The organism is Glycomyces sp. YM15 (genome assembly GCF_016918015.1).
GTDB lineage: Bacteria > Actinomycetota > Actinomycetes > Mycobacteriales > Micromonosporaceae > Glycomyces.
This window is the reverse complement of record NZ_JAERMK010000005.1, coordinates 199,460-223,916: the sequence shown is the minus strand read 5'-3', so window position 1 is coordinate 223,916 and position 24,457 is coordinate 199,460. Positions and strand designations below refer to the sequence as shown.

Below are 24,457 nucleotides of genomic sequence, written 5' to 3'. Positions count from 1 at the left end.
CGCCCCCACCCCCCCCCCCGCGCCCCCCCGGGGGGGGGGGGGGGGCGGCCCCCCCCCCCCCCCCCCCCGCCGCGCCCCCGTCGCCGATCCGCACCGCCCCGGGCACAATAGGCAGCGCACCGAGCGGCCCACGCGGAACGGAGACCCCAATGATCGGCATCACCGGAGCCACCGGCGGCGTGGGCTCGGGGGTCATCCGCCACCTGCTCGCCGCGGGCCGAGACGACCTCGTCGCCCTCGCCCGACGCCCCGAAGCCGTCGCGCCCGGAATCGCCGCCCGCCGCGCCGACTACGACGACCCCGCGTCCCTGACCGCGGCCCTCCGCGGACTCGACACCCTCGTGATGGTCTCCAGCGACGGCACCGCCGAGACCATGACCCGCCACCACCGCAACGTCATCGCCGCCTGCCCCGCCGACGTCCGCATCGTCTACACCAGCATCATCGACATCGCCCCGGACTCGCGCTTCTACTACTCGCCGGGCCACCGGGAGACCGAAGGCCTCCTCGCCGACCGCCCCCACTGCCTGGCCCGCACCTCCGTCTTCGCCGACTTCTTCGCCGCCACCTGGCTCGACGTGCCGTTCGACCATGCCGCACGCGACGGCGAACTCGCCCTGCCGCTCGGCGACGGCGCACCCGGCACCTCGTTCTGCACCCGCGACGACGTCTCCCGCGCGCTTGCCGCCGCCGCGTCCGCCCGCATCGAAGGCGTCCTCGAGCTCACCGGCCCCGAAGCCCTCACCGGCGACCAGATCGCCGCCGCGGCCGGCGAAGCGCTCGGCGAACCCGTGCGGTACCGGGCGATCGACGACGCCGACTACCGCGCCCGCCTCGCCGCCGACGGCGAACCCGCGTGGCTCATCGAGGCCTACGCCAGCATGTTCCGGTCCGTGCGCGAAGGCCGCTTCGCCGCCGCGTCAGGCGACATCGAGCGGCTCACCGGGACGCCCCCGACGACCCTCGCGGCCTACCTGCGACGCTGACCCCATGCAGCTCAACGCCGACCAGCTCAACCGCTCGCTCCTCGACCGGCAGTCACTCCTGCAGCGCAAGCCGCGGGACGTGGTCGCCGCGGTCCGCTCCGCCGTCGCCGTCCAGGCCCAGTCGCCCGCCTCCCCCTACATCGGACTGTGGAACCGCGTGGCCGACTTCGACCCCGCCGACCTCGACGCCGCCTTCACCTCGAACGAAATCGTGCGAGGCAACCCGATCCGCATGACCCTGCACGCCGTCGCCGCCGACGAGTACCGGCCCTTCCGCGAAGCCACCGAGCCGTCCCTGTACGCCGCGAAACTCGGCGGCCGCATCGCCGAATCCGGCATCGCCCCGAGCGAAGCCGCCGAACACGCCGCCGACATCCTCGACTACGCCACCGAAACCCGCACCGCCCGCGAATGCGAAGCCCGGCTCGCCGAACGACTCGACCCCGAGACCGCGAAAGCCGTCTGGCCCGGCATCCGCCAATACGCCCCCCTCCTGCGAGTCCCGCTCGGCGGCCCATGGGCCTTCAACGAGAAGGTCGCCTACCTCGCCGCACCCGACCGGCCCGCGCTCGGCGACCGCGACGCCGCCGACACCGCCCTGCAACGCCTCGTCCTCCGCTACCTCTCCGGATTCGGCCCGGCCTCCGTCCCCGACGCCGCCCAGTTCGCCATGGTCCAGCGCGGCAGGGTGAAGCAGGCCGTCAAAGCCCTCGGCGATCGCCTGCGCGAATACCAAGGCCCGCAAGGCGAAGCGCTCTACGACCTGCCCGAAGCCGCGATCCCCGACGCCGACACCCCCGCGCCGCCGCGCCTCATGGCCATGTGGGACAACGCGTTCCTCGCCCACCACGACCGCGGCCGCACCATCCCGCCCGACCTCCGCGCCATCCTGATCCGCAACAACGGCGACGTGCTCCCGATGATCCTGGTCGACGGCCGCGCCGCAGGCGTCTGGCGCACGAGCCCCCACGGCATCGAGGCCACCGCCTTCCGGCCCCTCACCGACGACGACTGGGCCGGACTCGCCGCCGAAGCCGAAGCGCTCGCCGCGTTCCTCGCCGACCGCGACCCCGACGTCTACAGCCGCTACCACCACTGGTGGAAGCGCCTCCCCGCTGGCGAGACCGCGACACTGGCGACTCGGTTACGATGCCCCAGCCCGCCCCGTTCAACCGGAAGGAGCCCCGCCATGAGCGGCCGCGAACACCACTACGAGATCACGACGCGCTGGACCGGCAACACCGGCAAAGGCACCGCGAACTACCGCGAATACGGGCGCGACCACGACCTCATCGCCGAAGGCAAACCCGTCATCCAGGCCAGCGCCGACCCCGCCTTCCGCGGCCAGCCCGAACGCTGGAACCCCGAGGAACTGCTCGTCGCCGCCCTCGCCGACTGCCACATGCTCACCTACCTGTCACTCTGCGCGCGTGAGCGACTCGTCGTCACGGCCTACGAGGACACCGTGACCGGCACCATGACCGAAGCGGGCGGCGGCGGGCGATTCACCGAGGTGACCCTCTCGCCCGTGGTCACCATCGCCGACCCCGCGCTGGCCGACCGTGCGATGGCGCTCCATCACGACGCGAACCGGGACTGCTTCATCGCGCGATCGGTGAACTTCCCGGTACACCACCGCCCGACGATCCGCTCGGTCTGACCTCAGAGCGGCGTGCAGGGGACGGTCGCGGGGATCTCGTACCGCCCCCGGACGTCGGCCTGGAAGCTCGCGTCGACGCTGCCGCCCGGACTGATCGCGGCGTTGAGCAGGATGTCGCCGTAGCGTTCGCCCTCGATGTGGGTGAGTCCCCAGGTGGCGGTCACGGTCAGGTGCTTGATCCCGATCAGGATCTCCCAGCCGTCGATCGCTTCGGTGCCGGTGTTGGCCACGGTCACCGTGATCGACACCGACTCGTTCCACTCGCTGTCGAGGGTGAGCGAGGCGGTGCACGGCGTGCCGTCGGCCGCGGCCTCCTCCCCGCCGCCGGCGGGCTCGGTCGCGGGCGCGCTGCTCGAGGCCGTCTCGGTCGGCGACTCGGCGACGGTGGGGGACGGTGTCGCCGGTGGGCCCGCCGAGGAGCCGTCGAGGACGCTGGTGTCGGCCTCGGCTGTGGTCGCGGGGTCGCTGAGCACGGCGAGGTCGGGGTCGTGGTCGTCGCGGAGCGCGCTGAACTGCCAGACCGCGGCGACCGACGCGAGGACGGCGACGGCGATGAGGACGAGCAGGAGGCGGCCGTGGATGCTTCCGCGCAGCGCGGCGCGGTCCATCCATGGGCGCATGGTGAACTCCTCCAACGGGATCGGGCTGCGCAGGGGTTTCGCGGCCTGGGGCTGAGGCGCCGGTCTCTATTGTGCAGCGCCGAAGGAAGCCTACAAGGCTCCGTCGCGCGCCTTTGAACGCCTGAAGCGCACGTGATGCCGGTGTAGATTCGGGCAGAACGAAAGGGATGTCCATGCGTGCCGTCGTAGTCACCGATTTCGATACCGAACCGAGCGTTGCCGAGCAGCCCGTCCCTGAGCCGGGGCATGGCGAAGTGCTCGTGCGCCTCGCCGCCGCGGGCGTGAATCCCTTCGACTGGAAGGTCGTCGAAGGGGCGATGCGCGACTCGGTCGAGCACTCCTTCCCGCTGGTGCTCGGTTCCGACGGCGCAGGGACGGTGGAGCGCGTCGGCGACGGCGTCGGCTTCGAGCCCGGCGACCGCGTCTTCGGGCAGTTCATGGACGTCAAGCACGGCCGCGGTTCCTTTGCCGAGTTCGCGGTCGCCAAGGCCGCCAAGCTCGCCCGCATGCCCGCGGGGCTCGCGTTCGACATCGCCGCGGCCCTGCCCACGGCGGGCGCCGCGGCGCACGACTTCGTCGAGGGCACCGGGACGGGCCCGGGGCAGACCCTGCTCGTCAACGGCGCGTCGGGCGGCGTCGGTCAGGCCGCCGTGCAGCTCGCCGCCGCTCAGGGCGTGCGGGTCATCGGCACCACGGATCCAGCGACCGCCGCGTATCTGCGCGAGCTCGGGGCTGCCGAGACCATCGACTTCACGGTGGGGCCGACGGCGGACCAGGTCCGCGTCGCCCATCCCGGCGGCATCGACGCCATCGTCGACCTGATCTCCGGTCCCGGTGAGATCGAGCCGATCGCGGCGCTGCTCAAGCCGAACGGCGTGATCGTCTCCTCGAACGGCGCGGTCGACGCCGAGCTGCTCGCCGCCCGCGGGCTGCGGGGTGCGAACCTGTACGCGAACGCGAAGCCGGCGACGCTCGCGTCCCTCGCCGACGCGGTCCAGCACGGCCAGCTGCGCCTGCGCATCGACTACAAGGTGCCGCTCGAGGACGCCGCGGACGCCTTGGCGCGGTTGAAGGCGGGCAAGTCGCGCGGCAAGACCGTGCTCACCATCGAAGCCGTATAGGGAGCGGCCTTCCTGTCCTATACGGCCTGGGGGCTCGCTGTCCGGTAGGCGAACGGGCAACCGCGTGCGAGACGGCGGATTCCAGGGTGGCTGCGGCACTGCTGGTCATTCGCTGGTCTGGATGAGTTCAGCGAGGCGCTCGGCCGGGGCTTCCCAGCCGAGCGCCTCGTGTGGGCCCGGTCTTGCGTTCGGGCTCAGGCGGACTCGACGGGCAAGCCCGCTTCGGTCCAGTCCGCGATGCCTTCCTTGTACTTCCGAACGTCGGTGTAGCCCAGGCCGGTCAGGCGCTCGGCGACCTGGCCGCTGTTGGGGCAGGCCTCGTTCGAGCAGTACGTGACGATCGCGGCGTCGCGGTCGGGCAGCAGCGTCGGCGCCTGGGCGTCGACGTCGGCGAGCACGAGCGGGAGGGCCCCGGGCAGGTGCTGCTTCGCGTAGTACTCGCCGCCGAGGGCGTCGACCACCGTCACGGCGCCGTTCGCGATCGCCTTCTGGAGTTCCTCACGGGTGATGAGCGCGGTCATGGTATCGCCTTCCAGGTAAGTGGACTATAGTCCATATGTGTCTGACGATAGTAACGGACTGCAGTCCGGTTCTGCAACCCCGCTTGAGCTGCTGCGCACGCCGCCGCCCAAGGAACGCGCCGACGCCGCCCGCAACCGCGCCGCGATCCTCGACGCGGCGGCCCGGCTCTTCGCCGAGCACGGCGTGGACGCCGTCTCGATGGACCAGGTGGCGGCCGCCGCCGGGGTCGGGAAGGGGACGCTCTTCCGCCGCTTCGGCGACAAGGCCGGGCTGGCCGCCGCGCTGCTCGACGCGCGCGAGCGCGTGCTCCAAGAGGCGGTCCTCAGCGGACCGCCGCCGCTGGGACCCGGTGCGCCAGAGGGGGAACGCCTAGCGGCCTTCGCTGATGCGTATCTGGACTACGCGTTCGAGTACCTGCCGCTGGTGCGCATGTCCGAGACCGCGAGTCCGGGTGCGCGGTACCGTATCGGCGCCTACCGCTTCTGGCACCGGCATGTGTCGATCCTGCTGCCGCAGGGTGGGGATCCCGAGCACACCGCGCACGCCCTCCTCGCGATGCTCGGCGCCGAGCATCTGACCGCGCTGCTGCCCGAGCTGGGGGAGGAGCGTATCAGGGCGGGCGTTCATCGCATGTGGACTGCGGCGGACCGGGGCCGCTAGGGCGTGTCCCCCGCATCGCGGAGCCGAAGCGCCGCTGTCCCGGACCGGGGCATCGACTGCATTCGGTTCAAGTCGTGAACGCAGTGCGTTGGAAGGAGATCGTCGAGCCGGGGCGTTGATTGCGGCCCGTGGCTGAGCTTCGACTGCAGCGGTCCGAACATCGATAGGGGCGCGCGGTTCGAGGACGGTGCGGTCGTCGAATCGACCTTCGCGTGCAACTGCCGCGCCGCCTCGGTCACCGCACCCCATGGTCCTCGGGCGGCAGCGGCTCGAGCACCCGATTGTGGTGGCGCTGGAACACCATCGAGGTCTGGAAGCGCGCCACCTCGGGCCTCGTGCCGAGCCGGTCGACCAGGAACGCATGCAGCCGTTCGACATCGGGGACGGCCACGTGGATCACGATGTCGCTCCCGCCGGAGACCACGAACAGCGTCACCACCTCCGGCCACGAGCCCACGGTCTCCCGGAACGACTCGTACGAGGATCGCTGGTGCTGGCGCAGCTGCACCGACACCAGCGCCTCCGCGCGCCGGCCGAGCGCCGCGAGGTCCACATCGGCGCCGTAGCCGCGGATCACCCCGCGCCTGGTCAGCGCCCGGACCCGCTCCAGCGCGGTCGACGGCGCGATCCCGAGTCGGCGGGCCAGTTCCCGGTTCGACAGCCGCGCATCCGACTGGAGCAACTGCACGATCGATGCGTCAAGTTCGTCCATCCGCGGATTATCGCGCCGATACCGGCCGAACGTTCGGCGGACCCCCGGAACGACCGAACGCGCGCATACCGTTGCTCCGCATGAATGACCGAAATCCCCCTCGCGGCTCTCTGGGGACCGCGCGCGGCACCGCGCTCTACCTCGGCGCGATCCTCGGCCCCGGCGTGCTGGCCCTACCCGGCCTGGCCGCGAATGCGGCCGGACCCGCCGCCCTCCTCGCCTGGGTCGCGCTCCTCGTCCTCTCGATCCCGGTCGCCGCCACCTTCGCCGAACTCGCCGCGCGCCGACCGGACGCGGGCGGTGTCGCGACGTTCACCCGCGCGGCCTTCGGCGACCGCGCCGCCGCCGTCGGCGGCTGGTGGTTCTTCAGCGTCATCCCCGTCGGCGCCAGCTCGGCCGCGCTCGTGGGCGCGGCCTACATCGCCGACGCAGCCGGGTTCGGCCGCACCGCCGTCACCGCCATCGCCGCGATTCTCCTGGCGACCGCCTTCGCCGCCAACCACATCGGCCTGCGCCTCTCCGGCGGTGCGCAGCTCGTCCTCATGGGGCTGCTCATCGCGCTCCTCGCGGTCGCGTGCGCGGCCGCCCTGCCGCACTTCGACCCGGCGAACCTGCGCCCGTTCGCGCCGCACGGCTTCGCGGGCGTCTTCTCGGCGGCCGCGGTCCTGTTCTACGCCTTCTCCGGCTGGGAGGCCGCGAGCCACCTCTCCGGCGAGTTCACCGACCCGACCCGGCAGCTGCGCCGCGTCACCGCGCTCGCCCTGGCCGTCGTCGCCACGGTCTACCTTGCCCTGGCGACCGCCACCGCGGGCGTGCTCGGCGGGAGGGCCGCCCATTCGGCCGTGCCGCTCACCGACCTGCTCGCGTACGGCTTCGGTCCGGCGGCGGCGCCGCTCACCGCCGTGTGCGCGGCACTGCTCAGCCTGGGCGCCATGAACACCTTCATCGCCGGGGCGTCCCGGCTCGGCGCGGCGCTCGCGCGCGACGGCGCGATGCCCGCGCCGCTCGCCAAGGGCCACGAGCCCGGCCGCACTCCGCACCGCAGCCTCGCGGTGCTCGCGGTCCTCACGGGGACCGCGTTCACCGGGGCCACCTGGTTCGGGCTCGGCCTCGACGTGCAGATGCGCGCGACCTCGGCGGTCCTCGCCGGCGTCACGGTCCTGGCGTGCGCGGCGGCGGTCCGGCTGCTCACCGGCCGGGCTCGCGTCCGGGCGCTGCTCGCGACCGCGTGCACTGCCGCGATCGGCACCGCGCTCTCCTGGTACCTGCTGCTGCCCTTGGGGATCGCCGTCCTCGCCCTGGCCTACCTGCGCTCGAGACCGGGGCGGCCCCTGCCGCACCCGGTTGCGGTGCGGCAGGGCGCGTAACTGGTTTCCCTGCAGGTCAGCGGAAGCCGTCGACGTGGTCGGCGACCCAGTCCGCGTCGGCCCGCGCCTCCGGTTTGCGCATCAGCAGGCAGCCGTAGTGGAAGCCCCGCAGCTCGTCCTCTTCCGCGGCCACGATCTGCCGGGCCACCTCCTGGAATCCCGCCGCGGCCACCAGGTCCCCGACGCGGCCGATCGAGAGCCGGTACGCGGTCGTCACCGAGTGGTCGAACGCCCAGGCGATCTGCGAGGTGTCGGTGTGCGCCTGGAACATCAGCAGGAGGTGCCCGCCGGGCGCGAGCAGGCGGTGGCATTCCTCGAAGACGGCGGGCAGCCGCTCGGGCGGGACGTGGATGATCGAGGAGCGTGAGAGGACCCCGCCGAGGCCGCCGTCGGGCAGGTCGACCGCGGTCATGTCCCCGGTCGCGAAGGCCAGGTCCGGGTACGCCTTGCGGGCCAGCGCGATCATCTCGGGGGAGAGGTCGATGCCGCTCGCGTCGAGACCCAGGCCGTGCAGGTACTCGGTGACATAGCCGGGCCCGCATCCGATGTCGAGCACCCGCGGGTTCCCGGAGGCCTCGACGAGCTCCGCGAACGCCGCGATCATGACCCGATCGAAGTGGCGCTCCCGGATCGAGTCCTTGAACCGTTCGAAGTACTCGTCCGCGAGGTGGTCGTATCGTTCGCGCGTCGCGCGTTCATATCCGGTGTCGCCCATGGCCGGACATTAGCCGCCGCGGCGTCCGGTCAGGTGGGGAGTCCGCCGGTGAAGGCCGTCTGGAAGTAGCAGTGCTCCTCCATGTGGGCCACGTACTTCGGATCGGTGGCCTCGACGGTGAACCGGGCCTTGTCGCCGCCGGGTTCGGCCTCGATCGCGAAGGACGCGATGATCGCGGCGGCCCGGCGGTGGAACTCCTCGTTCTGCGGTTTGAGGACGAGGTAGCGGTAGCCGCCGGAGCGGCCGTTCGATCCGTCGAGGCGGTCGCCGAAGTGTTCGATGGCTTTGACCTTGGGCCGCACGAGTTCTTTGGTGGCCGGGTCGAGGAGGTGGCCTTCGTCGTCGGTCCAGACCTGCTTGCCGAGGAACAGCTCGAAGCACTCTTCGAACTCCTTGGCGGTGCCCGGGTCGAGTGCCATCGTGCCGAAGCCCTGGAACCAGGCGTCCATGAGCAGCTGGAGGCCGAACGCCGCCCCTCGCGGGAACCGGGTGTCGTCGCCGAGGCGGCGGGTGAGCCGCCCGTCGACCTTGGTTCCCTCACGGCCCCAGGTCAACACCTCGAAGATGGTCGTCATGGTCGCGAATCATAACCAGTGGGGGCAAACCCGTCATGCAGCGCTACCGCATGGTTACTCGCGGGTAGTGACCATCGGGGAGGGCCGCGGCCCTCCCCGTGCCCCTGCGAGGGTCAGTTCCAGTCGTCGATGCGCACGTCATGCGGCGCGGGCGCGCCCTTGCCCGTCTCGAGAAGCTGCTTGAGGCTCATCAGGAACAAGGCCCACTTGGTGCTGCAGTGGTGCATGAACTCGACCGGTTCGCGCCACCCCTCGTGTTTGAACAGGACGACCGTGTAGTCGCCCTCCTGGCGCAGGTCCCAGTGGATCCGGGTCCCGATCCACTCGGGCGGCCCGTCCACGACCTCCCACTGGACGCGTTTGCCCGGTATGAGTTCGACGACCGACATGTCGAAGTAGCCGAGTTCGGCGCCATCGCGCTCGAATCGGAAATCGATCACGTCGCCGATGCCGGTCGCACCGGTGGTCCGCTCGGTCCACCAGCCGGATAGGCCATCCAGTGTGGTGAGCACTTCATATGCCCGCTCGGGCGTCGTGTGCTCGGCGCCCATGCGGTGCAGGATGTCGACCATGTCCTTCTCCTTCTACTGCTCGTTCTGGGTTTCCTGCTGCTGCTCGATGGACTCGGCGAGGCGCTTGATGCGCCGGAGCCGGGAGTCCCATGTAGATCCGACCGCTTCGAGCTGGGCGGCGGCGCGCGCCAGCCGGACCTCGTCCACGCGGTAGTGCTTCTCGCGCCCGGCGGTCGCGGCGTGCACGAGGCCGACGCGGTCGAGGACGGCGAGGTGCTTCGCGACGGCCTGACGGGTGACCGGCAGGCGCACGCTCAGGCTCGTCGCCGTGCCGCTGCCCTCGCCCAGCAGCAGGTCGAGCATCCGGCGGCGGGTCGGGTCGCCGATCGCCGACCAGAGGTCGTCGTCGACAGCGGTGCTCATCGCCCCGCTCCGACCTTCTCCGCGTACGGCGCCAGGCGCGGCAGGAAGTGGTCCCAGCCGGTGACGTGGTCGGCGTGCTCGGCCGCGACCTTGGCCTCGGCCCAGCCGCGTTCGCGGAAGCCGGTCTCGGTCATCTTCAGGACCGTGCCGGTGCCGGCGGGCTCGAGTTCGAAGACGACCAGGTACGAGTTGCCGGGGACGGCCTGCTCGCCGGCCGGGTGGGTCCACCGGAACGAGAAGTGCCGCGGCGGCATCGCGTCGACCACGGTGAACTGCTCCCAGTCGATCTCGTCGCCGCCCTTGCCGAACCCGATGCGGCCGTGCCCGTCGGGCGAGAGTTCCGCTTCGTCGGGCCACCAGGCCTTGAGGTGCTCGGGGCTGCTCACCACGTCGAAGACGACCTCCGGCGAGGCTTCGATGCGGATCTCCCGCTCTATGGATCCGAGTTCCATGATCGCCATCCTTTCGCAACGTTTGGTTGCACATCACGTTACCGCAAGGGGTGAATACATGCAACCATTTGTTGCTTAAAGTTGGAAGCGAGAACGCCGCACCTGGTCAGAGCCGTGAATCACGAACGCCGCACACCCGGGGCGGTCCAGCTGTCGAGGAGGCGCAGGGCCTCGGCGCTCGTCGAACCGGGCTCGACGCTGTAGACGCACAGCGACTGGTCCGGGTCGTCGGGGAGCGCGAACACCTCGTAGGAGAACTCCAGGTCGCCGACCACCGGATGCCGGTACCGCTTGACGCCGTGCGTGCGCCGCAGCACATTGTGGTCGCTCCACCAGGTGGTGAACTCCGGGCAGCCGAGCGTCAACTCGCCCACCAGGTCGGCGAGCTGGCGGTCCTCGGGGTGCTTCCCGGCCTCGTACCGCAGGACCGCGACATTGTCGCGGGCCATGGCCTCCCAGCCGACCACCCGCTCCTTCGCCTCCGGGTCGAGCAGGGACCAGCGGGCGATGTTCCGCTGCTTCGCGGGCTTCGCCTCGAAATCGGTGAGCACCGCTTTCGCCAGACGGTTCTGCGCGAGCACGTCCATCCGCCTGCCGACGATGAACGCCGGCACGTGCTCCAGGCTCTGCAGTGTCAGGAGCAGCCCGGGGCGCACCCGCTGCGCCGCGATCGGCCCGCGCCTGCGCTGGGGTCGCCGGGCGGCCAGGTCCATGAGGTGGTCGCGCTCGGACCGATCGAGCCGCAGCGCCTCCGCCAGCGCCTCGAGGACCTCCGGTGACGGGTTCTGGGCGCGACCCTGCTCCAGGCGCGTGTAGTACTCCACGCTCATGTTCGCCAGCCGCGCCACCTCGTCGCGGCGCAGACCCGGCACGCGCCGGACGCGGCCGTCGTCGGGCAGGCCCGCGTCCATCGGGCTCACGCGCGCACGCCTGCTGCGGAGGAAGTCCGAGATCTCGCTGCGAGGGTCCATGCGCCAATCCTGCCGCAGGCCCGGGCGCCTCGGCCCTCCAAGGGTGGTCCTCGCGGTACCAGTCGCGAGAGGGCGTTCTCAGCCCGGAAATCGGGTCCCGACCGGTGTTGTAGTTGATCGCAGGACGGAGCAGCCGCCCTGAACGACAAGCACACCGAAGGAATCGAATGGCTACTGTGAACGACAAGCTGCCGCTCGCGAACCGCGTCGCCGTCATTACGGGCGCCTCCAGCGGCCTGGGCGAGGCCACCGCCGAACTCCTCGCCGAGCGCGGCGCGAAGGTCGCCGTCCTGGCCCGTCGCGCGGACCGCCTCGAAGCCCTGGTCGAACGCGTCGAGCAGCACGGCGGCGCCGCCCTGGCGCTCGCGGTCGACGTCACCGACGCCGCCGCCCTGAACGCTGCGGCCGAGCGGGTCAAGGCCGAACTCGGCACCGCCGACCTCCTGTTCAACAACGCCGGCGTCATGCTCGCCGCGCCGGTCACCGAGGGCCGCGTCGACGAATGGCAGCGCATGATCGACGTGAACATCACCGGCCTGATGAACGCCATCGGCGCGTTCAGCCCGCAACTGGTCGAGGCCGCCGCGGACAAGGGCATCGCCGATCTCGTCAACACCTCCTCGATCGCGGCGCAGAACGTCTTCCCGAACTTCGCCGTCTACACCGGATCCAAGGCCTTCGTCTCGCACGCCTCCCGCAACCTGCGCGCCGAACTCGGCCCCCAGAACGTGCGCGTCTCGGTGATCGAACCGGGGATCGTGCGCACCGAGCTCCAGGGCCACGTCGACCATGCCGGCACCAACGCCTGGCTCGACGACGTACTCGCCAACCACGAGGTCCTGGAGGCCGGCGACATCGCCGAAACCGTGGCCTTCCTCGCCGCCCAGCCGCGCCGCGTCAACTTCCAGCAGGTCACCGTCATGCCGACCTTCCAAGGCAACTGACGCATAGCGCCGCGTTCTCGGACGATCGTTCACAAACGCGCGCAGTACCCGCGGGACGCGTGGCAGGATTGCCGTCGGAGCAAAACGGCAGCAGGACGCCACGCGTCCCGGGAAGCACAGACAGCACGGAGGTTCGACATGGCCAAGCTCGGCAGGACCGACATCGAGATCTACCCCCTCGTCCTGGGCACCAACACCTTCGGGTGGAACACCGAGGAGTCCGAGGCGCACGCAGTCCTCGACGCCTTCACCGCCGCCGGCGGCAACCTCATCGACACCGCCGACTCCTACTCCGCCTGGGCCCCTGGCAACTCCGGCGGCGAATCCGAGACCGTCATCGGCACCTGGCTCGCGAAGCACAGGGACGAGAACGTCCTCGTCGCCACCAAGGTCTCCCAGCACCCCGAATACAAGGGCCTGTCCGGACCCAACGTCCGGGCCGCCGCCGAGGCCTCGCTCAAACGCCTCGGCGTCGAGGCCATCGACGTCTACTACGCCCACTTCGACGACCCCGACACCCCGCTCGAGGAGACCGTCGCCGCGTTCAACGACCTCGTCACCGACGGCAAGATCCGCCACATCGCGGTCTCCAACTACAGTCCCGAGCGGCTCCGCGAATGGCTCGACATCACCGCGTCGCTCGGCGCGGCCCGACCGGTCGCCCTGCAGCCCAAGTACAGCCTCGTCAGCCGCAGCACCTTCGAGCCCGGCCTGCGCGACATCGCCGTGGCCGAGGACCTCAGCGGCCTCCCGTACCACGCGCTCGCCTCCGGCTTCCTCACCGGCAAGTACCGGACCGAGGACGACCTCAAGCAGAGCGTCCGCGGCGGCTCGGCCTCCAAGCACCTCAACCCGTCCGGCCTCGCGATCATCGAGAAGCTCGACCAGATCGCCCAGGCCCGCGGCGTCGCTATCGCCACGGTCGCGCTGGCGTGGACGCGCACCCGGCCCGGCATCGCCGCGCCGATCGCGGGCGCGCGCACCGCCGACCAGCTCGGCCCGCTCCTGGCTTCGGCCGAACTGGAGCTGACCCGGGACGAGGCGGACGAGCTCACCGCGCTCTCCGACGTCATCGGCGTCTGACCTTCGCGCAGCCGAGGCCCTGACCGCCGATCGGCGGTCAGGGCCTCGGCTGCGCGGTCACCGGGCCGCCTCGGCCGCGATCCGCATCCGGAGGTCCGTCGTGCGGCGGCGATGATAGTGGACGGTCAAGATGCCGAGCAGGGGAGGCCAGGCCGCCAGCGGCGCGTACGCGACCCAGAAGACGACGTTCTGCCAGCCGTTGAGGATCAGTCGGGTCGCATCGCCGTCGACCCCCAGGCCGAAGCCGTACATGACCATGGTGTACGGCAGGAACAGCAGCAGCGTCGCACCGATCGCGGCGGGCAGGACGGCGGCCGGGACCGGCACCCGTCGGCCCCGCAATCCGGGGATCCACCGGGGCCAGACCTCGCCCCACTCCGTGACCAGGCCGACCGCCAGGAACGCCAGCGCCTCGCTGACCACGGTGAGCGCGATGATGTACCACCACGGTCCCGCGGCCAGAGCGCTCGGGTCGACGTGCGTCACGGGATCCGTCTCGACCAGGGGCGCGCCGGCCTTCGCCGCGATCCTCCAGACGCCGGACGGCAGTGTGGTGAGCGCGGTGGCGTAAGCGGCCCACACCGCCCATCGCGGCACGCCCGCCGCGGTCCGACCATGCAGGCGTTCCGCGAATCGGTAAGCGGTCATCCGATACTCCTGAGCTCGATGCGGCGATCGCGGGTTCCCGGCTCGCGCAACGGTGTCCCGCGTCTGCTGACGCTTCCGAGCGTCGCTCGACCGCCGAGGGCGCCGCCTCCCCCGAGCGCCGCGCATCGTTCCCCCTCGCGGGGGAGCAGCACCGCACCCGGGCGTCGGAGGAGCGCTGAGGGCCCTTACCGCCGAACGGCGGTAAGGGCCCTCAACCTGCGATTCGCGTTCGGTTCACCTGCGGCGGCAGGTGTCGTAGCCGCCGTCGTAGATCCGGCCCCATGCGACCCTTGCGGATTCGAGGAGCCCGTCGAGCGTGTCGACGCCGTGGGCGCGCTGCTGGGCGACGAGGATGCCGGCGGCGGCGAGCGTGTCCGACGCGGCCTCGTGGTGCCGGGCGAGGTTCACGCCCGCGGCGGCGGCCACATCGGGGAGCCGGTACGAGGGCATCGGCCAGGTCTGCTTGGCGATCACCATGGTGCAGGCGTATTTCATGGTCGGCCACGGAAGCCCGGCCGCGCTGTTGGCGGCCCGGATCACCGAGGTGTCGAAGGAGGCGTTGTGCGCCACCAGCGGATCGCCGCCGACGAACTCCTCCAGGCGCGCCCACACCTGCCGCCACCTCGGCGCTCCGACCACATCGGAGGCCTGGACACCGTGGATCTGGGTGTTGCGGTACTCGAACCGGTCATGCCCGGCGGGCGGCCGGATGAGTGTCGCGAACCGGTCGACGACCTCGTCGCCCTTGACCCGCGCGACCGCCACCGAGCAGGCACTCGCCCTGCTGCCGTTGGCGGTCTCGAAGTCGATCGCCACCCAAGAGTCCATCCGCCACCCTTCATCCGAGACGGCTGACGTTAGCATCGGGTGGCGAGCGTCAAGGAAGGTCATCGCAGTCGGACCCGAACCGGGAAGCGCGCATCGCCGCGCGGAACCGCCGACCCGCGCCGGACGGGACCACCTTGCGGCTGTTCCTGCTCTGGTCCTTTCCCGTGGTGGTCCTCCTGCTCGTTCTCTGGGTTTCGAACACCGAGCCTTGAGGCCCGGGCGCGAGTGGGGACGGCGAAGGGGCCCTTACCGCCGAACGGCGGTAAGGGCCCCGCTCATTCTCGATCCCCTAGACGGCCGGGGCCTTCGCGTAGACCTCGATCTCGCTGAGGATGATCCAGCCGACCGTGCCGCCGGTCCCGGCGGTCATGGCGACCCGGACCGCCGAGGTCGCGGCGTTCACCTCCACGTCGATGATCGGCGCCTCGCCGGTGGGCACGTCCACGACGTCGCCCGCGTTCTGCCAGTTGCCCTCCGCGTCCAGGTACTGCACCTGCAGCGTGTCGGCGTAGCTGTTGCGGCCGCCGTCGCTCCAGAAGTACGACACCACGCGGGTCACGTCGCGGGTCTCCGGCAGCGTGACGGTGATCGTGTCCTCGGTGTTGAACGGACCCGACTTCCAGTTCGACCAGCCCTTGTCGGTCAGGTTCCCGTTCCGCAGGGCCTCGGTCGAATAGCCCGGCTCGGTGAACGTCGCCGAAGTGGTCACGCCGTCCTCAGTGGCCACGTTGAGCTCGATCGGGTCGGTCACCTCGATATCGATCGTGGCCGGCAGCTCGGTCCCGTCGATGAGCGTCGCAGTGCCGTTCAACGTCACCGTCCCGTAGTCGTCGAAGGCGCCCGCGGGCGGCTCCTCCCACGTCACGGGCACCGTCGCCTCGGTACCGCGGCCGCCCAAGGCGATCACCGTTTCCGGCAGGTCCGGGGTGAAGCCGGGGTAGGTCTTCGCCGAGGCCGGAGCGGTCTCGGCGAACGTGTCGACGCTGACCGTCACCCTGGTGCGGAACGTATTGCCCAGCGGGTCGGTCGCCTTGCCCCGCACGGTCTCCGTGCCCACCTTGTTCCAAGTGGAGTCCGGAGGCAGGTCCCAGACGACCGGGAGCGCCCCGCGCGTGCCGTCGCGGTAGACGCCCGGGACGGTGTCGGGCAGGACCGGAGTGTGACGGGGAACGGTGTACGTGGTGACGTCGGCGGTGCCGAGCACGGTCTCATCGATCAGGCCCCAGCGCTGGTTGCTCGCCGCGGTCGGCGTGTACGTCTGCACCGGCGAACCGTCGGCGGTCGCCTCGCCCCACACGTCGAGCACCAGGCCCGTGCCCTTGCTCACCGGCACGTACGTGCCGTCGCCCGTGGTCGACAGGTACCACTGCGCCGCATCGGACGGGTCGTCCCCGGCCGCTTCGAGCACCGCCCTGCCGTCGGCCACCGCCAGGCGGGTACCGGTGGCGGCGTTGACGATCGAGTACAGCTCGCGGTTCGAGTAGCCGTCGGTCAGCCGCTCGACCTCCCACAGCTGCTCAGCGCTGGAGGCGTCGTCGGTCGCGAGCACGATGCCCGAGCCGTCCTCGGACGGGGCGATCGACTTGCCGCTCTGCACGCCGTCGAAGCGGTAGACGTGGCCGTCCTGCACCATCGCCGCGTCCTCGGCGACGCCCGAGACGCCGTCGATCTTGAAGGTCGTGACGGACTTGCCCGGCACGGTCAGCGTGGCGGCGGTGCCGTCCACGACGACCGGCTCGCCCTCGACGAGCGCGCCGTCGGCGCTGGTGGTCACCGGGGTCACCGTCGTGCCGGAGTCGACCGAGCCGAACTTCGACAGGTCGAGCGTCACCTGGACCGGAGCCTCGGCGTTGTTGGTGTACACGGCGACCGCCGCGTCCTCGGAGTCCTTGACCGCGGCGGTGGTCGAGGTGTCGTTCGTGCCGATGATGTAGTCGCCCGGCTCGATGTAGTGGGTGAAGTTCCGGATCGTGTGGTACTTCGTGTTCGTCTCGATCCTGCAGGTCTCGAGGGTGTCCTCGGCCGTGCAGTCGAACGGCAGCTGGATCGAGCCCCAGCTGTGGCCGAGGTTCTTGTCCTCGATCGGCTGCCACAGCACCCACGCCGACGGCTCCAGCTCGCGCAGGTCGTCGGTGATGCGGGTGGCCATGCCCAGGCCGTTCTCCATCGACGTGTAGTCCTGGCCGTTGGTCCAGGCGCCGCCGACCTCGCTCATCCACAGCGGCTTGTCGCTGCCCTTGGCGAGGTCGCGGACGCCGGTGCGCCCGCCGGTGCCGTAGGTGTGGACGTTCATCTGGCCGACGTTCGCCCGGGACTGCTCGGTGTAGGCGTTCCAGTTCGTGGTGAACCGGCCCGGGTTGGTCTCGTCCATCGCCGAGACCACGGCGTCCAGTTCGGACTCCGAGAGCTGGGAGGCGAGGGCGTTGACGACCAGCTGCTGCAGCTCGGGCCCGGCGTGCGCGCCCTCCTGGCCGCCGCCGGTCGGCTGCACGCCGTCCGCGCCGAGCTGGGTGCCCCAGTAGTTCGTGTTGGGCTCGTTGAGCGGATCGACGGTGTCGAACTCGATGCCGTGCTCGGCCTCGACGTGCTCCATGACCTCGGTCAGGTAGATCGCGAACTCGTCGACCGAGTCGGCGCGGATCTGGTCGGCGTTCGAGTCGAAGCCGCCGGAGACGTAACCGGAGACGGTCTGGAAGTACGGCGGGGAGTTGGAGAAGGCCTCCCAGTGGGTGACGTCGTCCTTGATCTGGTCGATCCACCAGCGCTGGTTGGCGTCGGCGTCCCAGTTCCAGTGCTCGGGGTTCTCGGGGTCCCACCAGTCCTTGTCCTCGTGGGTGGTGCCCTCGGGAGCGGCCCAGTAGCCGGGGACGGCGGAGGCGCCGCCGCGCAGGTACTCGTTGTCGATGTTCGGGGCGTTGCCGCCGCCGATGTTGTACCTGGCGATGTTGAGGTTGAGGCCCTCGTCGCCGAAGACCATGTCCACCAGCTGGTCGCGGATCTCGTCGGGGTAGCCGCCCGTGGCGTTGGCGAACCAGACGAGGCTGGTGCCCCAGCCTTCGAACTGCTGGCCGCGGTACGACGGGTCGAGGGTGACGTTCACGGCGGTCGCCGGGCCCTCCTGCGCGTTGGCGCCCGCGTTGAGGAGCGGCAGCGCGGACGCGGCGATCACGGCGGCGAGGCCTACCGCACCGGCCGCGGCCAGTGGGCGCCCGCGCCTCGGTCGGGGAGATGACATCGTTGTCTCCTTCAAAGGGGGTGCAATCGAGTTATCTGAATATTGCACAGAAACCAACGCTTGTGAACACCCTTTGTCTAACGGATTGAAAAACCCTGACCTGGAATCGCTCCCGCAACCTCGGAATATCGCACCCATACGTCGGGGTTCCGACCGGGGGTCCGGTTTCGGCGCAGCCTCCGAGTCGCCGATTCGCAGAGCTGTCCGAAATGCCCAGACACTCCGCTCGCCTTCGCCGTAACTCCTCCGGCGGCGCCGGCCGCAGACTCCGCGGCACCCGCGTGATCGCCAGGATGCTCACGTCGTCGGCCATCCGCGACGCGAACCGCTCCGCGTCGGCCCACACGAACTCGACCAGCCGCCGCGGCGAAGCCGGCACCACCAACCCGTCCAAGTGGTGCGCCAGCGGATAGTAGTTCCCGTCATCGTCGCGCGCCTCGACCAGCCCGTCGGAGAACGCCAGCAGCGTGTCCTCGGCCCCGAAGGGCACCGACACCGTCCCGCTCGGCTTCACCGGCGCCGCCAGCCGCAGGCCCAGCACCGGCGCGGGCTTCAGATCGATCTCCTCCACCCGCTCGCCCCGCAGCAGCAGCGGCGTCGGATGCCCGCACGACAGCAGCCGCACCTCGTCCTCCTCCTCGGCGAACTCCGCCAGCAGCACCGACGCGAACAGCTCCGGCACGTACCCGTGCGCCGCGTCCTCCAGCAACCGCCGCTCCAGCCGCCACGCGATCCGGCCCAGGTCCGCCTCGTCGAGGATCGCCTCGTGGAACACCGAGAGCAGCATCGAAGCGGTCCCCACCGCGTCGAGCCCGTGCCCCTGCACGTCGCCGAGGATCATCCGCGTCCCGTACGGGCTCTGCCGCATGTCGAAGAAGTCCCCGCCGATCCGCGCGCCCCGCTGCGCCGAGTGGTACAGCCCCGCGCACGCGAGGTCGCCGACCCGGTCGGGCAGGTCGGGCAGCACGGCCCGCTGCGCGGCCTCGGAGACGCTGATCATCGTCACCAGGCCGGCCTCGAAGCGCTGGCGGACCCAGGAGATGCCGATGGCCGTGACGAAGACGATGCCGACCACGACGATGTCGTCGCCGTCGAACGCGCGCGAGAACGGGATCGGCGCGGCGACGATGGCCAAGGCGAGTGCCGCGATGACCGTGGTCCAGCCAGGTCCGAGCACGAACGCGGCGAGCACCGGCACCACCGCCGTCGCGATTCCGGCGTGGAGCGGGTCGGACCGGAAGAGCTGGAGGGCGGAGGCGATGAAGAGGGCTCCGAGCGGCAGCAGCCGGACCCACCGCGGAATGGCCGTGCCCGGCCGCAACTCGTCCGCTCGCGGGACTTGCGCAGCCATGGCCCGAGTTTAGGCGTACCGGGCACCGCGACCTGCGGTTTCGAACAGGTTGAGTGAAGAATTAGGACGCACGGCGGGCGTCGTATGCGGCGTGCGAGTCGAGCACCTTGGGCATCTCGTCGTAGAGGTGCGCGACGAGGTCGCGGAGGCGCTGTTCGAGTCCGGCGCCGACCTCGGTGAGGCGGTACTCGACGCGGGACGGATAGCCGTCCTCGGGTGCGAGCCGATCGACGATGCCGTCGCGTTCGAAGTGCTTGAGGCTCTGGGCGAGGGCCTTCTCATTGATGCCCTCCACCGCCCGCCGGATCTCGCTGAACCGCATCGGTCCCTCATGCAGGGCCAGCAGGATGAGCGTGCCCCAGCGGCCGGTGATGTGGTCGAGGATGGTGCGCGACTCGCAGCCCGCGGCCTGCACCTCGAAGCCGGGGACGAGTTCGGTGGGCTGGGTGCTCATGAAGCGATGTTACCTCCGCTACAGTACTTTCCAAACGATTGTGCTTTCATTTGGTAAGTGAAATGGTAGACGCAACCGACAGTTGAAGGAGCAAGAAATGATCGTCGTCACCGGTGCCAGCGGGCAACTCGGCCAGCTCGTCGTCGAAGGCCTCGTCGACCGGGTCCCCGCCGCGCAGATCGCCGTCGTCGTGCGCGACCCGGCCAAGGCCGTCCGCTTCGGCGAGCTCGGCGTCGAGGTCCGCGTCGCGGACTACAACGAGCCGTCCACCCTCGCGGACGCCTTCCGCGAAGGCGAGAAGGTCCTGCTCATCTCCGGCAGCGAGGTCGGCCAGCGGGTGCCGCAGCACAAGGCGGTCATCGACGCGGCGAAGGCCGCGAACGTCGCGCTCCTCGGCTACACCAGCATCCTGGGCGGTCCCGCCGCCGACTTCGAGCTCGCCCGCGAGCACCAGATCACCGAGCGGTACCTGATCGACTCGGGCCTCCCGTACGTGCTGCTGCGCAACGGCTGGTACCACGAGAACTACACCGGCGCACTGGGCCAGGTCCTGGCCAACGGCGGCGTCCTCACGAGCGCGGTCGAGGGCGCGAAGATCGCCAGCGCCACCCGCGCCGACTTCGCCGCGGCGGCGGTCGCGGTGCTCACCACCGAGGGCCACGAGAACCGCGAGTACGAGCTCAGCGGCGACCACGCCTGGACGTACGAGGAGTACGCGGCCGAGGTCTCGCGCCAGCTCGGCAAGGAGGTCGCGGTGAACCGCGTCCCGGCCGAGCAGCACCGCGAGATCCTGGTCGGCGCGGGCGTCCCGGATCCGTTCGCGGCGATCCTCGTCGGCGTCGAGGACGCGATCTCGCGCGGCCTGCTGGCCGTGCAGACCGGCGACCTGTCGAAGCTCATCGGGCGTCCGACGACGCCGATCGCGCAGTCGATCACCGAGGGCCTCCAGGCCGCTCAGGCGTAGCGGAATTCGAGCGACGGCCCGCGGGGTTCCCGCGGGCCGTTTCGCGTCTCAGACCTCGATGTGGGCGCCCATGGTCACGGTGCGCTCGCGCGGCAGGCTGAAGTGGTCGGCGGCGTCGGCGGTGATGTGGGAGGTGGCGATGAACAGACGCTTGCGCCAGGCCGCCATGGTCGGCTCGGGGCCGGCGCGCAGCTGGATGGTCGAGAGGAAGTAGGTGGCGTCGTCGAGTCTGAGTCTGCGTCCCTCGGACTGGGCGGCATCGACCAGCCGCAGTGCGGCGGGCACGTCCAAGGCGTCCATGTATCCGAACTTCGTGGTGACGTGGATGATCCCGTCTTTGGAGAAGCCGAGGTCGTCCACCTCGATGCGCTGGTCGAGCGGGACCCGGGGCACCGGTTCGGTCTCGACCGAGAGGATCACGATCTGAGCGTGGCGCACGTGGTTGCGCTCCATGTTGGCGCGCAGAGCGAGCGGTGTGGTCTCGAGGCCGCGGTTGAGGAGCACTGCGGTGCCGGGGACCTGCGCGACCTTCGGTTCCCCGCGGCGCAGCTGCTCGAGGAACGGGCGCAGCTCGCCCTCGCGCCTCTCACGTTCAGCGGTGACGATCTCGCGGCCGCGCTGCCAGGTGACCATGACGGTGAACACGGTGACGCCGAAGACGAGGGGGAACCACGCGCCGTGGATGATCTTGGTGGTGTTCGCCGCCAGGAACAGCAGGTTGAACCCGATCAGCAGTCCACCGCCGGTGAGGACCAGCCATTTCGGGGTGCCCCACTGGGTGCGGGCGATGTAGAAGAACAGCAGCGCCGCGATGGTCATGGTCCCGATGACGGCCATACCGTACGCGTAGGCGAGGGCCGCGGAGCTGCGGAAGGCGAAGACCAGGGTGAGTACCGAGACCATGAGCAGCCAGTTGATCCAGGGCATGTAGATCTGCCCGATCTGCTGTTCGGAGGTGTGGGCGATCCGCAGGCGCGGTAGATATCCGAGCTTCGTCGCCTGCGAGGCGACCGAGTACGCGCCGGTGATGACGGCCTGCGAGGCGATTACGGTCGCGGCGGTGGCGAGCAGCAGGAGCGGCACCCTCGCCCATTCGGGGGCGAGGAGGAAGAACGCGCCGCTGACGTTCGAGGGGTCTGCGAGGATGAGCGCGCCTTGGCCCATGTAGCTGCACAGGAGCGCGGGGAACACCAGGAGGATCCAGCCGCTCGTGATCGCCTTGCGGCCGAAGTGGCCCATGTCGGCGTAGAGGGCTTCGGCGCCGGTGAAGGTCAGCATGATCGCTGCGAGGGCGAAGAACGCGATGTGGAAGTTGCCGGCCAGGAAGGCGATCGCGTAGGTGGGCGAGAGCGCCTTGAGAATCTCGGGGTGGTCGGCGATGCCGCCGATGCCGCACGCGGCCAGCGAGAGGAACCAGACGATCACGATCGGTCCGAAGAGACGGCCGATACGGGCGGTGCCCCTCCTCTGGAACCCGAACAGCAGCAGGACGATCACCGCGGTGACGGGGATGATCCAGTTTTCGAGTCGCGGCTCGACGACCTTGAGGCCCTCGACTGCGGAGAGCACCGAGATGGCGGGCGTGATCATGCTGTCGCCGAGGAACAGGGCGGCCCCGAAGATGCCGAGTCCGGCGAGTAGGAGCGCGGTCCTGCGGCCGCGGCCGGTGCCGTGGCGGCGGATGAGGGTGATGAGGGCCATGATGCCGCCTTCGCCGTCGTTGTCGGCGCGCATCGCGAGCGTGATGTAGAAGACGGTCACGACGATCATCATCGACCAGAAGACGAGCGATACGACCCCGAAGACGTTGGCGTCGTTGACGGGGACCGGGTGCGGGTCGGCGGGGTTGAACACCGTCTGAAGCGCGTAGATCGGGCTGGTGCCGATGTCGCCGAAGACGACGCCGAGTGCGCCCACGATGAGCGCGAGCCGCAGGGCGCCGCGCGGGGAGGCAGGGCTGCGCGGGGGCGACTCCGGTGCCGAGGCGGGATCCGGTGCACTGGCGTCGAACTGGGAGGTCACGGCGGCTCCTTCTCGGCGATCGGGCATCGGCGGTCCGACCCGACCGGTGGACGATACCGCGCGAGACGGCTGCCCAGCCTCTGAGTGAGGCAATCCGAGAACGCCTTGCGACCTGCGGGTCCGCCTCGGGTGGGGAGCGGGTACCGCGGGCTACCGGAACGAGTCGGCGTGGTCGCGGGCCCAGTCGGCGAAGGTCCTCGCAGGACGGCCGGTGACGTCGGCGACGGTGGTGAAGACGTCGCGTGCGAACGCCGGCGGGTTCGCCCGCCAGTCGAGCACGTAGTCGATGGCGTGCTCCTCCATGCCGATGGCGCGCATCCGCTCCTTCGCGCCCTCGGGGTCCTCGGCCTCGTAGCGCACGTCCTCGCCGAGCGCGTCGGCGATCGCGGCCGCCTGCTGGGGGACGGTGAGCACTTCGGGCCCGGTGAGGGTGTAGACCCGCCCGGCGTGGCCGTCCTCGGTGAGTGCGAGGGCGGCGACAGCGGCGATGTCGCGCACGTCGACGGGGGAGTGCCCGACCTCGCCGTAGGCCTCGCGCACCACGCGTTCGGTGCGGATCGTCTCGGCCCAGCCGAGCGCGTTCGACATGAACTCGCCGGGCCGCAGGTGCGTGTACTCCAGTTCGGAGTCCTCGACCGCCGCCTCGACCGGCCCGGTGTAGCCGTTCCACAAGAGCGTCACGCGCCGCACCCCGGCCTTGACGGCGGCGGCGACCAGCTCGCGGCTGTCGGGAACCGTGTCGTTCCCGGGCCCGAAGGCGGTCATGAGATGCATGGCGGTGACGCCTTCGAGCGCGGCTTCGAGGCTCGCGAAGTCGGTGAAGTCCCCGGCTCGGACGTCCACGCCCGCAGGGAGATCCGCGGTGGCGGGGTCGCGGGTCAGGGCGCGTACCGGCCGGTTCGCGGCGCGCAGCCGCTGGACGAGGTGTCGTCCGACGTTGCCGGTCGCTCCGGTGATGAGCATGGTCATGGCTGCTCCCTCTCGGTTCGCCGGGGCCGTCGGCTCGGCCCCTGTGGCGGCCCGCCCAACGGTAGGGGCAATGGGGCGCAACGGCATCGGACCAGCGGCGCGGAAGCGGGTACGTCGCTGGTCCTAGGACCACTCGGGGGCGGTGTCGAGCTGCTCGCGCAACCAGGCCCGTTCGGTCTGCTTGGCAGCCTTCGCCATGTGGAGCATCCCCTGCCGGTACGGGTCCTCGATCTCTTCGGCGCGCAGCGGATGCGTCCCGTCGTAGAAGAAGCTCGCGGGCTGGTCGAGGAAATCGAGGCGGCGGCGCAGCACCGCGCGCCGCTCCTCGGGATCGGGCAGCTGCGACAGGAACGCCAGCACCACGAAGTACCGTCCCGTGTCGGTGATGTCGTACCCGTCGGCGTCCCGCAGCAGCGTTCGCAGCCGCTCCCGCCCGGTCTCGGTGAGCCTGAGCATGCCCTTCTGCGCCGCCCCCTGACCGGGGCGCATCTCCCGCGCGAGCGCGCCGGCGGCGACGAGCCGGTTGATCGCCGGGTAGACCGTGCCGTCGCTGAAGGTCCGGGCGTATCCGTGCAGCTGAGCCATTCTGCGGCGCAGCTCGTAGCCGTGCAGCGGTCCCTCCGCCAGAAAACCCAGGATCATCAGTTCGATCACAGGTACTAT

The 24,457-nt window shown here is 70.6% G+C and carries 25 protein-coding genes; 8 read left to right on the top strand and 17 right to left on the bottom strand.

The genetic code is table 11. The features are described 5' to 3' along the window. The first annotated feature begins 149 nt into the window (after window positions 1-149). Together JHY01_RS08050 and JHY01_RS08045 are read left to right on the top strand one after the other, a co-directional pair. Entirely contained in the window at window positions 150-986 is an 837-nt protein-coding gene (locus JHY01_RS08050; protein WP_205325100.1) for an NAD(P)H-binding protein, read from the top strand. A gap of 4 nt (window positions 987-990) precedes the next feature. After that, window positions 991-2,646 carry a DNA glycosylase AlkZ-like family protein gene (locus JHY01_RS08045; RefSeq protein WP_205325099.1) on the top strand — a complete coding sequence of 552 codons (1,656 nt, stop codon included), beginning with the start codon at window positions 991-993 and terminating at the stop codon, window positions 2,644-2,646. Between the two features lie 2 nt (window positions 2,647-2,648). On the opposite strand, the gene JHY01_RS08040 is transcribed toward JHY01_RS08045, so the two are convergent. Next, window positions 2,649-3,266, bottom strand: a complete 618-nt coding sequence (locus JHY01_RS08040; RefSeq protein WP_205325098.1) for a cellulose binding domain-containing protein — start codon at window positions 3,264-3,266, stop codon at window positions 2,649-2,651. A 173-nt stretch (window positions 3,267-3,439) separates the two neighbouring features. Between JHY01_RS08040 and JHY01_RS08035 the strand changes: the two genes are divergently transcribed. Further along, complete coding sequence (locus JHY01_RS08035) at window positions 3,440-4,387, top strand: NADP-dependent oxidoreductase (protein ID WP_205325097.1); 948 nt, start codon at window positions 3,440-3,442, stop codon at window positions 4,385-4,387. A gap of 194 nt (window positions 4,388-4,581) precedes the next feature. Here the strand turns inward: JHY01_RS08035 and JHY01_RS08030 are convergent, their stop codons facing one another. Further along, window positions 4,582-4,908 (bottom strand): rhodanese-like domain-containing protein, encoded by a 327-nt coding sequence (locus JHY01_RS08030; RefSeq protein WP_205325096.1) that lies wholly within the window; start codon window positions 4,906-4,908, stop codon window positions 4,582-4,584. Window positions 4,909-4,945: 37 nt separating this feature from the next. Between JHY01_RS08030 and JHY01_RS08025 the strand changes: the two genes are divergently transcribed. Continuing rightward, window positions 4,946-5,569 carry a helix-turn-helix domain-containing protein gene (locus tag JHY01_RS08025; protein WP_307814313.1) on the top strand — a complete coding sequence of 208 codons (624 nt, stop codon included), beginning with the start codon at window positions 4,946-4,948 and terminating at the stop codon, window positions 5,567-5,569. A 235-nt stretch (window positions 5,570-5,804) separates the two neighbouring features. On the opposite strand, the gene JHY01_RS08020 is transcribed toward JHY01_RS08025, so the two are convergent. Beyond that, window positions 5,805-6,281, bottom strand: a complete 477-nt coding sequence (locus tag JHY01_RS08020) for an Lrp/AsnC family transcriptional regulator (protein ID WP_205325094.1) — start codon at window positions 6,279-6,281, stop codon at window positions 5,805-5,807. Window positions 6,282-6,361: 80 nt separating this feature from the next. On the opposite strand from JHY01_RS08020, the gene JHY01_RS08015 reads away from it, so the two are divergent. After that, the gene (locus JHY01_RS08015) at window positions 6,362-7,648 is read left to right on the top strand and encodes an APC family permease (RefSeq protein WP_205325093.1); all 1,287 of its coding nucleotides are present in this window, start codon (window positions 6,362-6,364) and stop codon (window positions 7,646-7,648) included. 16 nt (window positions 7,649-7,664) lie between these two features. Here the strand turns inward: JHY01_RS08015 and JHY01_RS08010 are convergent, their stop codons facing one another. The 6 genes from JHY01_RS08010 to JHY01_RS07985 all read right to left on the bottom strand — a co-directional run bounded on the left by JHY01_RS08010 (window position 7,665) and on the right by JHY01_RS07985 (window position 11,296). Continuing rightward, a complete protein-coding gene (locus JHY01_RS08010) occupies window positions 7,665-8,363 on the bottom strand; it encodes a bifunctional 2-polyprenyl-6-hydroxyphenol methylase/3-demethylubiquinol 3-O-methyltransferase UbiG (protein ID WP_205325092.1) in 699 nt (232 codons plus the stop codon). 29 nt (window positions 8,364-8,392) lie between these two features. Beyond that, entirely contained in the window at window positions 8,393-8,938 is a 546-nt protein-coding gene (locus JHY01_RS08005) for a hypothetical protein (protein ID WP_205325091.1), read from the bottom strand. Between the two features lie 113 nt (window positions 8,939-9,051). Further along, complete coding sequence (locus tag JHY01_RS08000; RefSeq protein WP_205325090.1) at window positions 9,052-9,510, bottom strand: SRPBCC domain-containing protein; 459 nt, start codon at window positions 9,508-9,510, stop codon at window positions 9,052-9,054. Between the two features lie 12 nt (window positions 9,511-9,522). Beyond that, window positions 9,523-9,873: a metalloregulator ArsR/SmtB family transcription factor gene (locus tag JHY01_RS07995; RefSeq protein ID WP_205325089.1), complete on the bottom strand. Its 351-nt coding sequence runs from the start codon at window positions 9,871-9,873 to the stop codon at window positions 9,523-9,525. Next, window positions 9,870-10,325, bottom strand: coding sequence for an SRPBCC domain-containing protein (locus JHY01_RS07990; RefSeq protein WP_205325088.1), 456 nt, complete (start codon window positions 10,323-10,325; stop codon window positions 9,870-9,872). Before JHY01_RS07990 ends, JHY01_RS07995 begins: the two co-directional genes overlap by 4 nt. Window positions 10,326-10,444: 119 nt before the next feature. Continuing rightward, window positions 10,445-11,296: a helix-turn-helix transcriptional regulator gene (locus JHY01_RS07985; RefSeq protein WP_205325087.1), complete on the bottom strand. Its 852-nt coding sequence runs from the start codon at window positions 11,294-11,296 to the stop codon at window positions 10,445-10,447. A gap of 167 nt (window positions 11,297-11,463) precedes the next feature. Here JHY01_RS07985 and JHY01_RS07980 point away from each other — a divergent pair, with 167 nt between their 5' ends. Together JHY01_RS07980 and JHY01_RS07975 are read left to right on the top strand one after the other, a co-directional pair. Next, window positions 11,464-12,240, top strand: coding sequence for an SDR family oxidoreductase (locus tag JHY01_RS07980; RefSeq protein WP_205325086.1), 777 nt, complete (start codon window positions 11,464-11,466; stop codon window positions 12,238-12,240). A gap of 138 nt (window positions 12,241-12,378) precedes the next feature. Further along, window positions 12,379-13,323 (top strand): aldo/keto reductase, encoded by a 945-nt coding sequence (locus JHY01_RS07975; RefSeq protein ID WP_205325085.1) that lies wholly within the window; start codon window positions 12,379-12,381, stop codon window positions 13,321-13,323. A 57-nt stretch (window positions 13,324-13,380) separates the two neighbouring features. Here the strand turns inward: JHY01_RS07975 and JHY01_RS07970 are convergent, their stop codons facing one another. The 5 genes from JHY01_RS07970 to JHY01_RS07950 all read right to left on the bottom strand — a co-directional run bounded on the left by JHY01_RS07970 (window position 13,381) and on the right by JHY01_RS07950 (window position 19,839). Further along, a complete protein-coding gene (locus tag JHY01_RS07970; protein WP_205325084.1) occupies window positions 13,381-13,971 on the bottom strand; it encodes a hypothetical protein in 591 nt (196 codons plus the stop codon). 234 nt (window positions 13,972-14,205) lie between these two features. Further along, the gene (locus JHY01_RS07965; RefSeq protein ID WP_205325083.1) at window positions 14,206-14,799 is read right to left on the bottom strand and encodes a 3'-5' exonuclease; all 594 of its coding nucleotides are present in this window, start codon (window positions 14,797-14,799) and stop codon (window positions 14,206-14,208) included. A 289-nt stretch (window positions 14,800-15,088) separates the two neighbouring features. Next, window positions 15,089-18,034, bottom strand: coding sequence for an RICIN domain-containing protein (locus JHY01_RS07960; RefSeq protein ID WP_205325082.1), 2,946 nt, complete (start codon window positions 18,032-18,034; stop codon window positions 15,089-15,091). Window positions 18,035-18,065: 31 nt separating this feature from the next. Further along, the gene (locus JHY01_RS07955; protein ID WP_205325081.1) at window positions 18,066-19,355 is read right to left on the bottom strand and encodes a PP2C family protein-serine/threonine phosphatase; all 1,290 of its coding nucleotides are present in this window, start codon (window positions 19,353-19,355) and stop codon (window positions 18,066-18,068) included. Window positions 19,356-19,446: 91 nt separating this feature from the next. Further along, a complete protein-coding gene (locus JHY01_RS07950) occupies window positions 19,447-19,839 on the bottom strand; it encodes a helix-turn-helix domain-containing protein (protein ID WP_205325080.1) in 393 nt (130 codons plus the stop codon). Between the two features lie 97 nt (window positions 19,840-19,936). Between JHY01_RS07950 and JHY01_RS07945 the strand changes: the two genes are divergently transcribed. After that, window positions 19,937-20,803, top strand: coding sequence for an SDR family oxidoreductase (locus tag JHY01_RS07945; RefSeq protein ID WP_205325079.1), 867 nt, complete (start codon window positions 19,937-19,939; stop codon window positions 20,801-20,803). A 48-nt stretch (window positions 20,804-20,851) separates the two neighbouring features. Here the strand turns inward: JHY01_RS07945 and JHY01_RS07940 are convergent, their stop codons facing one another. The 3 genes from JHY01_RS07940 to JHY01_RS07930 all read right to left on the bottom strand — a co-directional run bounded on the left by JHY01_RS07940 (window position 20,852) and on the right by JHY01_RS07930 (window position 24,448). Then, complete coding sequence (locus tag JHY01_RS07940) at window positions 20,852-22,825, bottom strand: KUP/HAK/KT family potassium transporter (RefSeq protein WP_307814311.1); 1,974 nt, start codon at window positions 22,823-22,825, stop codon at window positions 20,852-20,854. 150 nt (window positions 22,826-22,975) lie between these two features. Further along, window positions 22,976-23,794, bottom strand: coding sequence for an NmrA family NAD(P)-binding protein (locus JHY01_RS07935; RefSeq protein ID WP_205325077.1), 819 nt, complete (start codon window positions 23,792-23,794; stop codon window positions 22,976-22,978). Between the two features lie 123 nt (window positions 23,795-23,917). After that, window positions 23,918-24,448 carry a PadR family transcriptional regulator gene (locus JHY01_RS07930; protein WP_205325076.1) on the bottom strand — a complete coding sequence of 177 codons (531 nt, stop codon included), beginning with the start codon at window positions 24,446-24,448 and terminating at the stop codon, window positions 23,918-23,920. Window positions 24,449-24,457 lie beyond the last annotated feature (9 nt).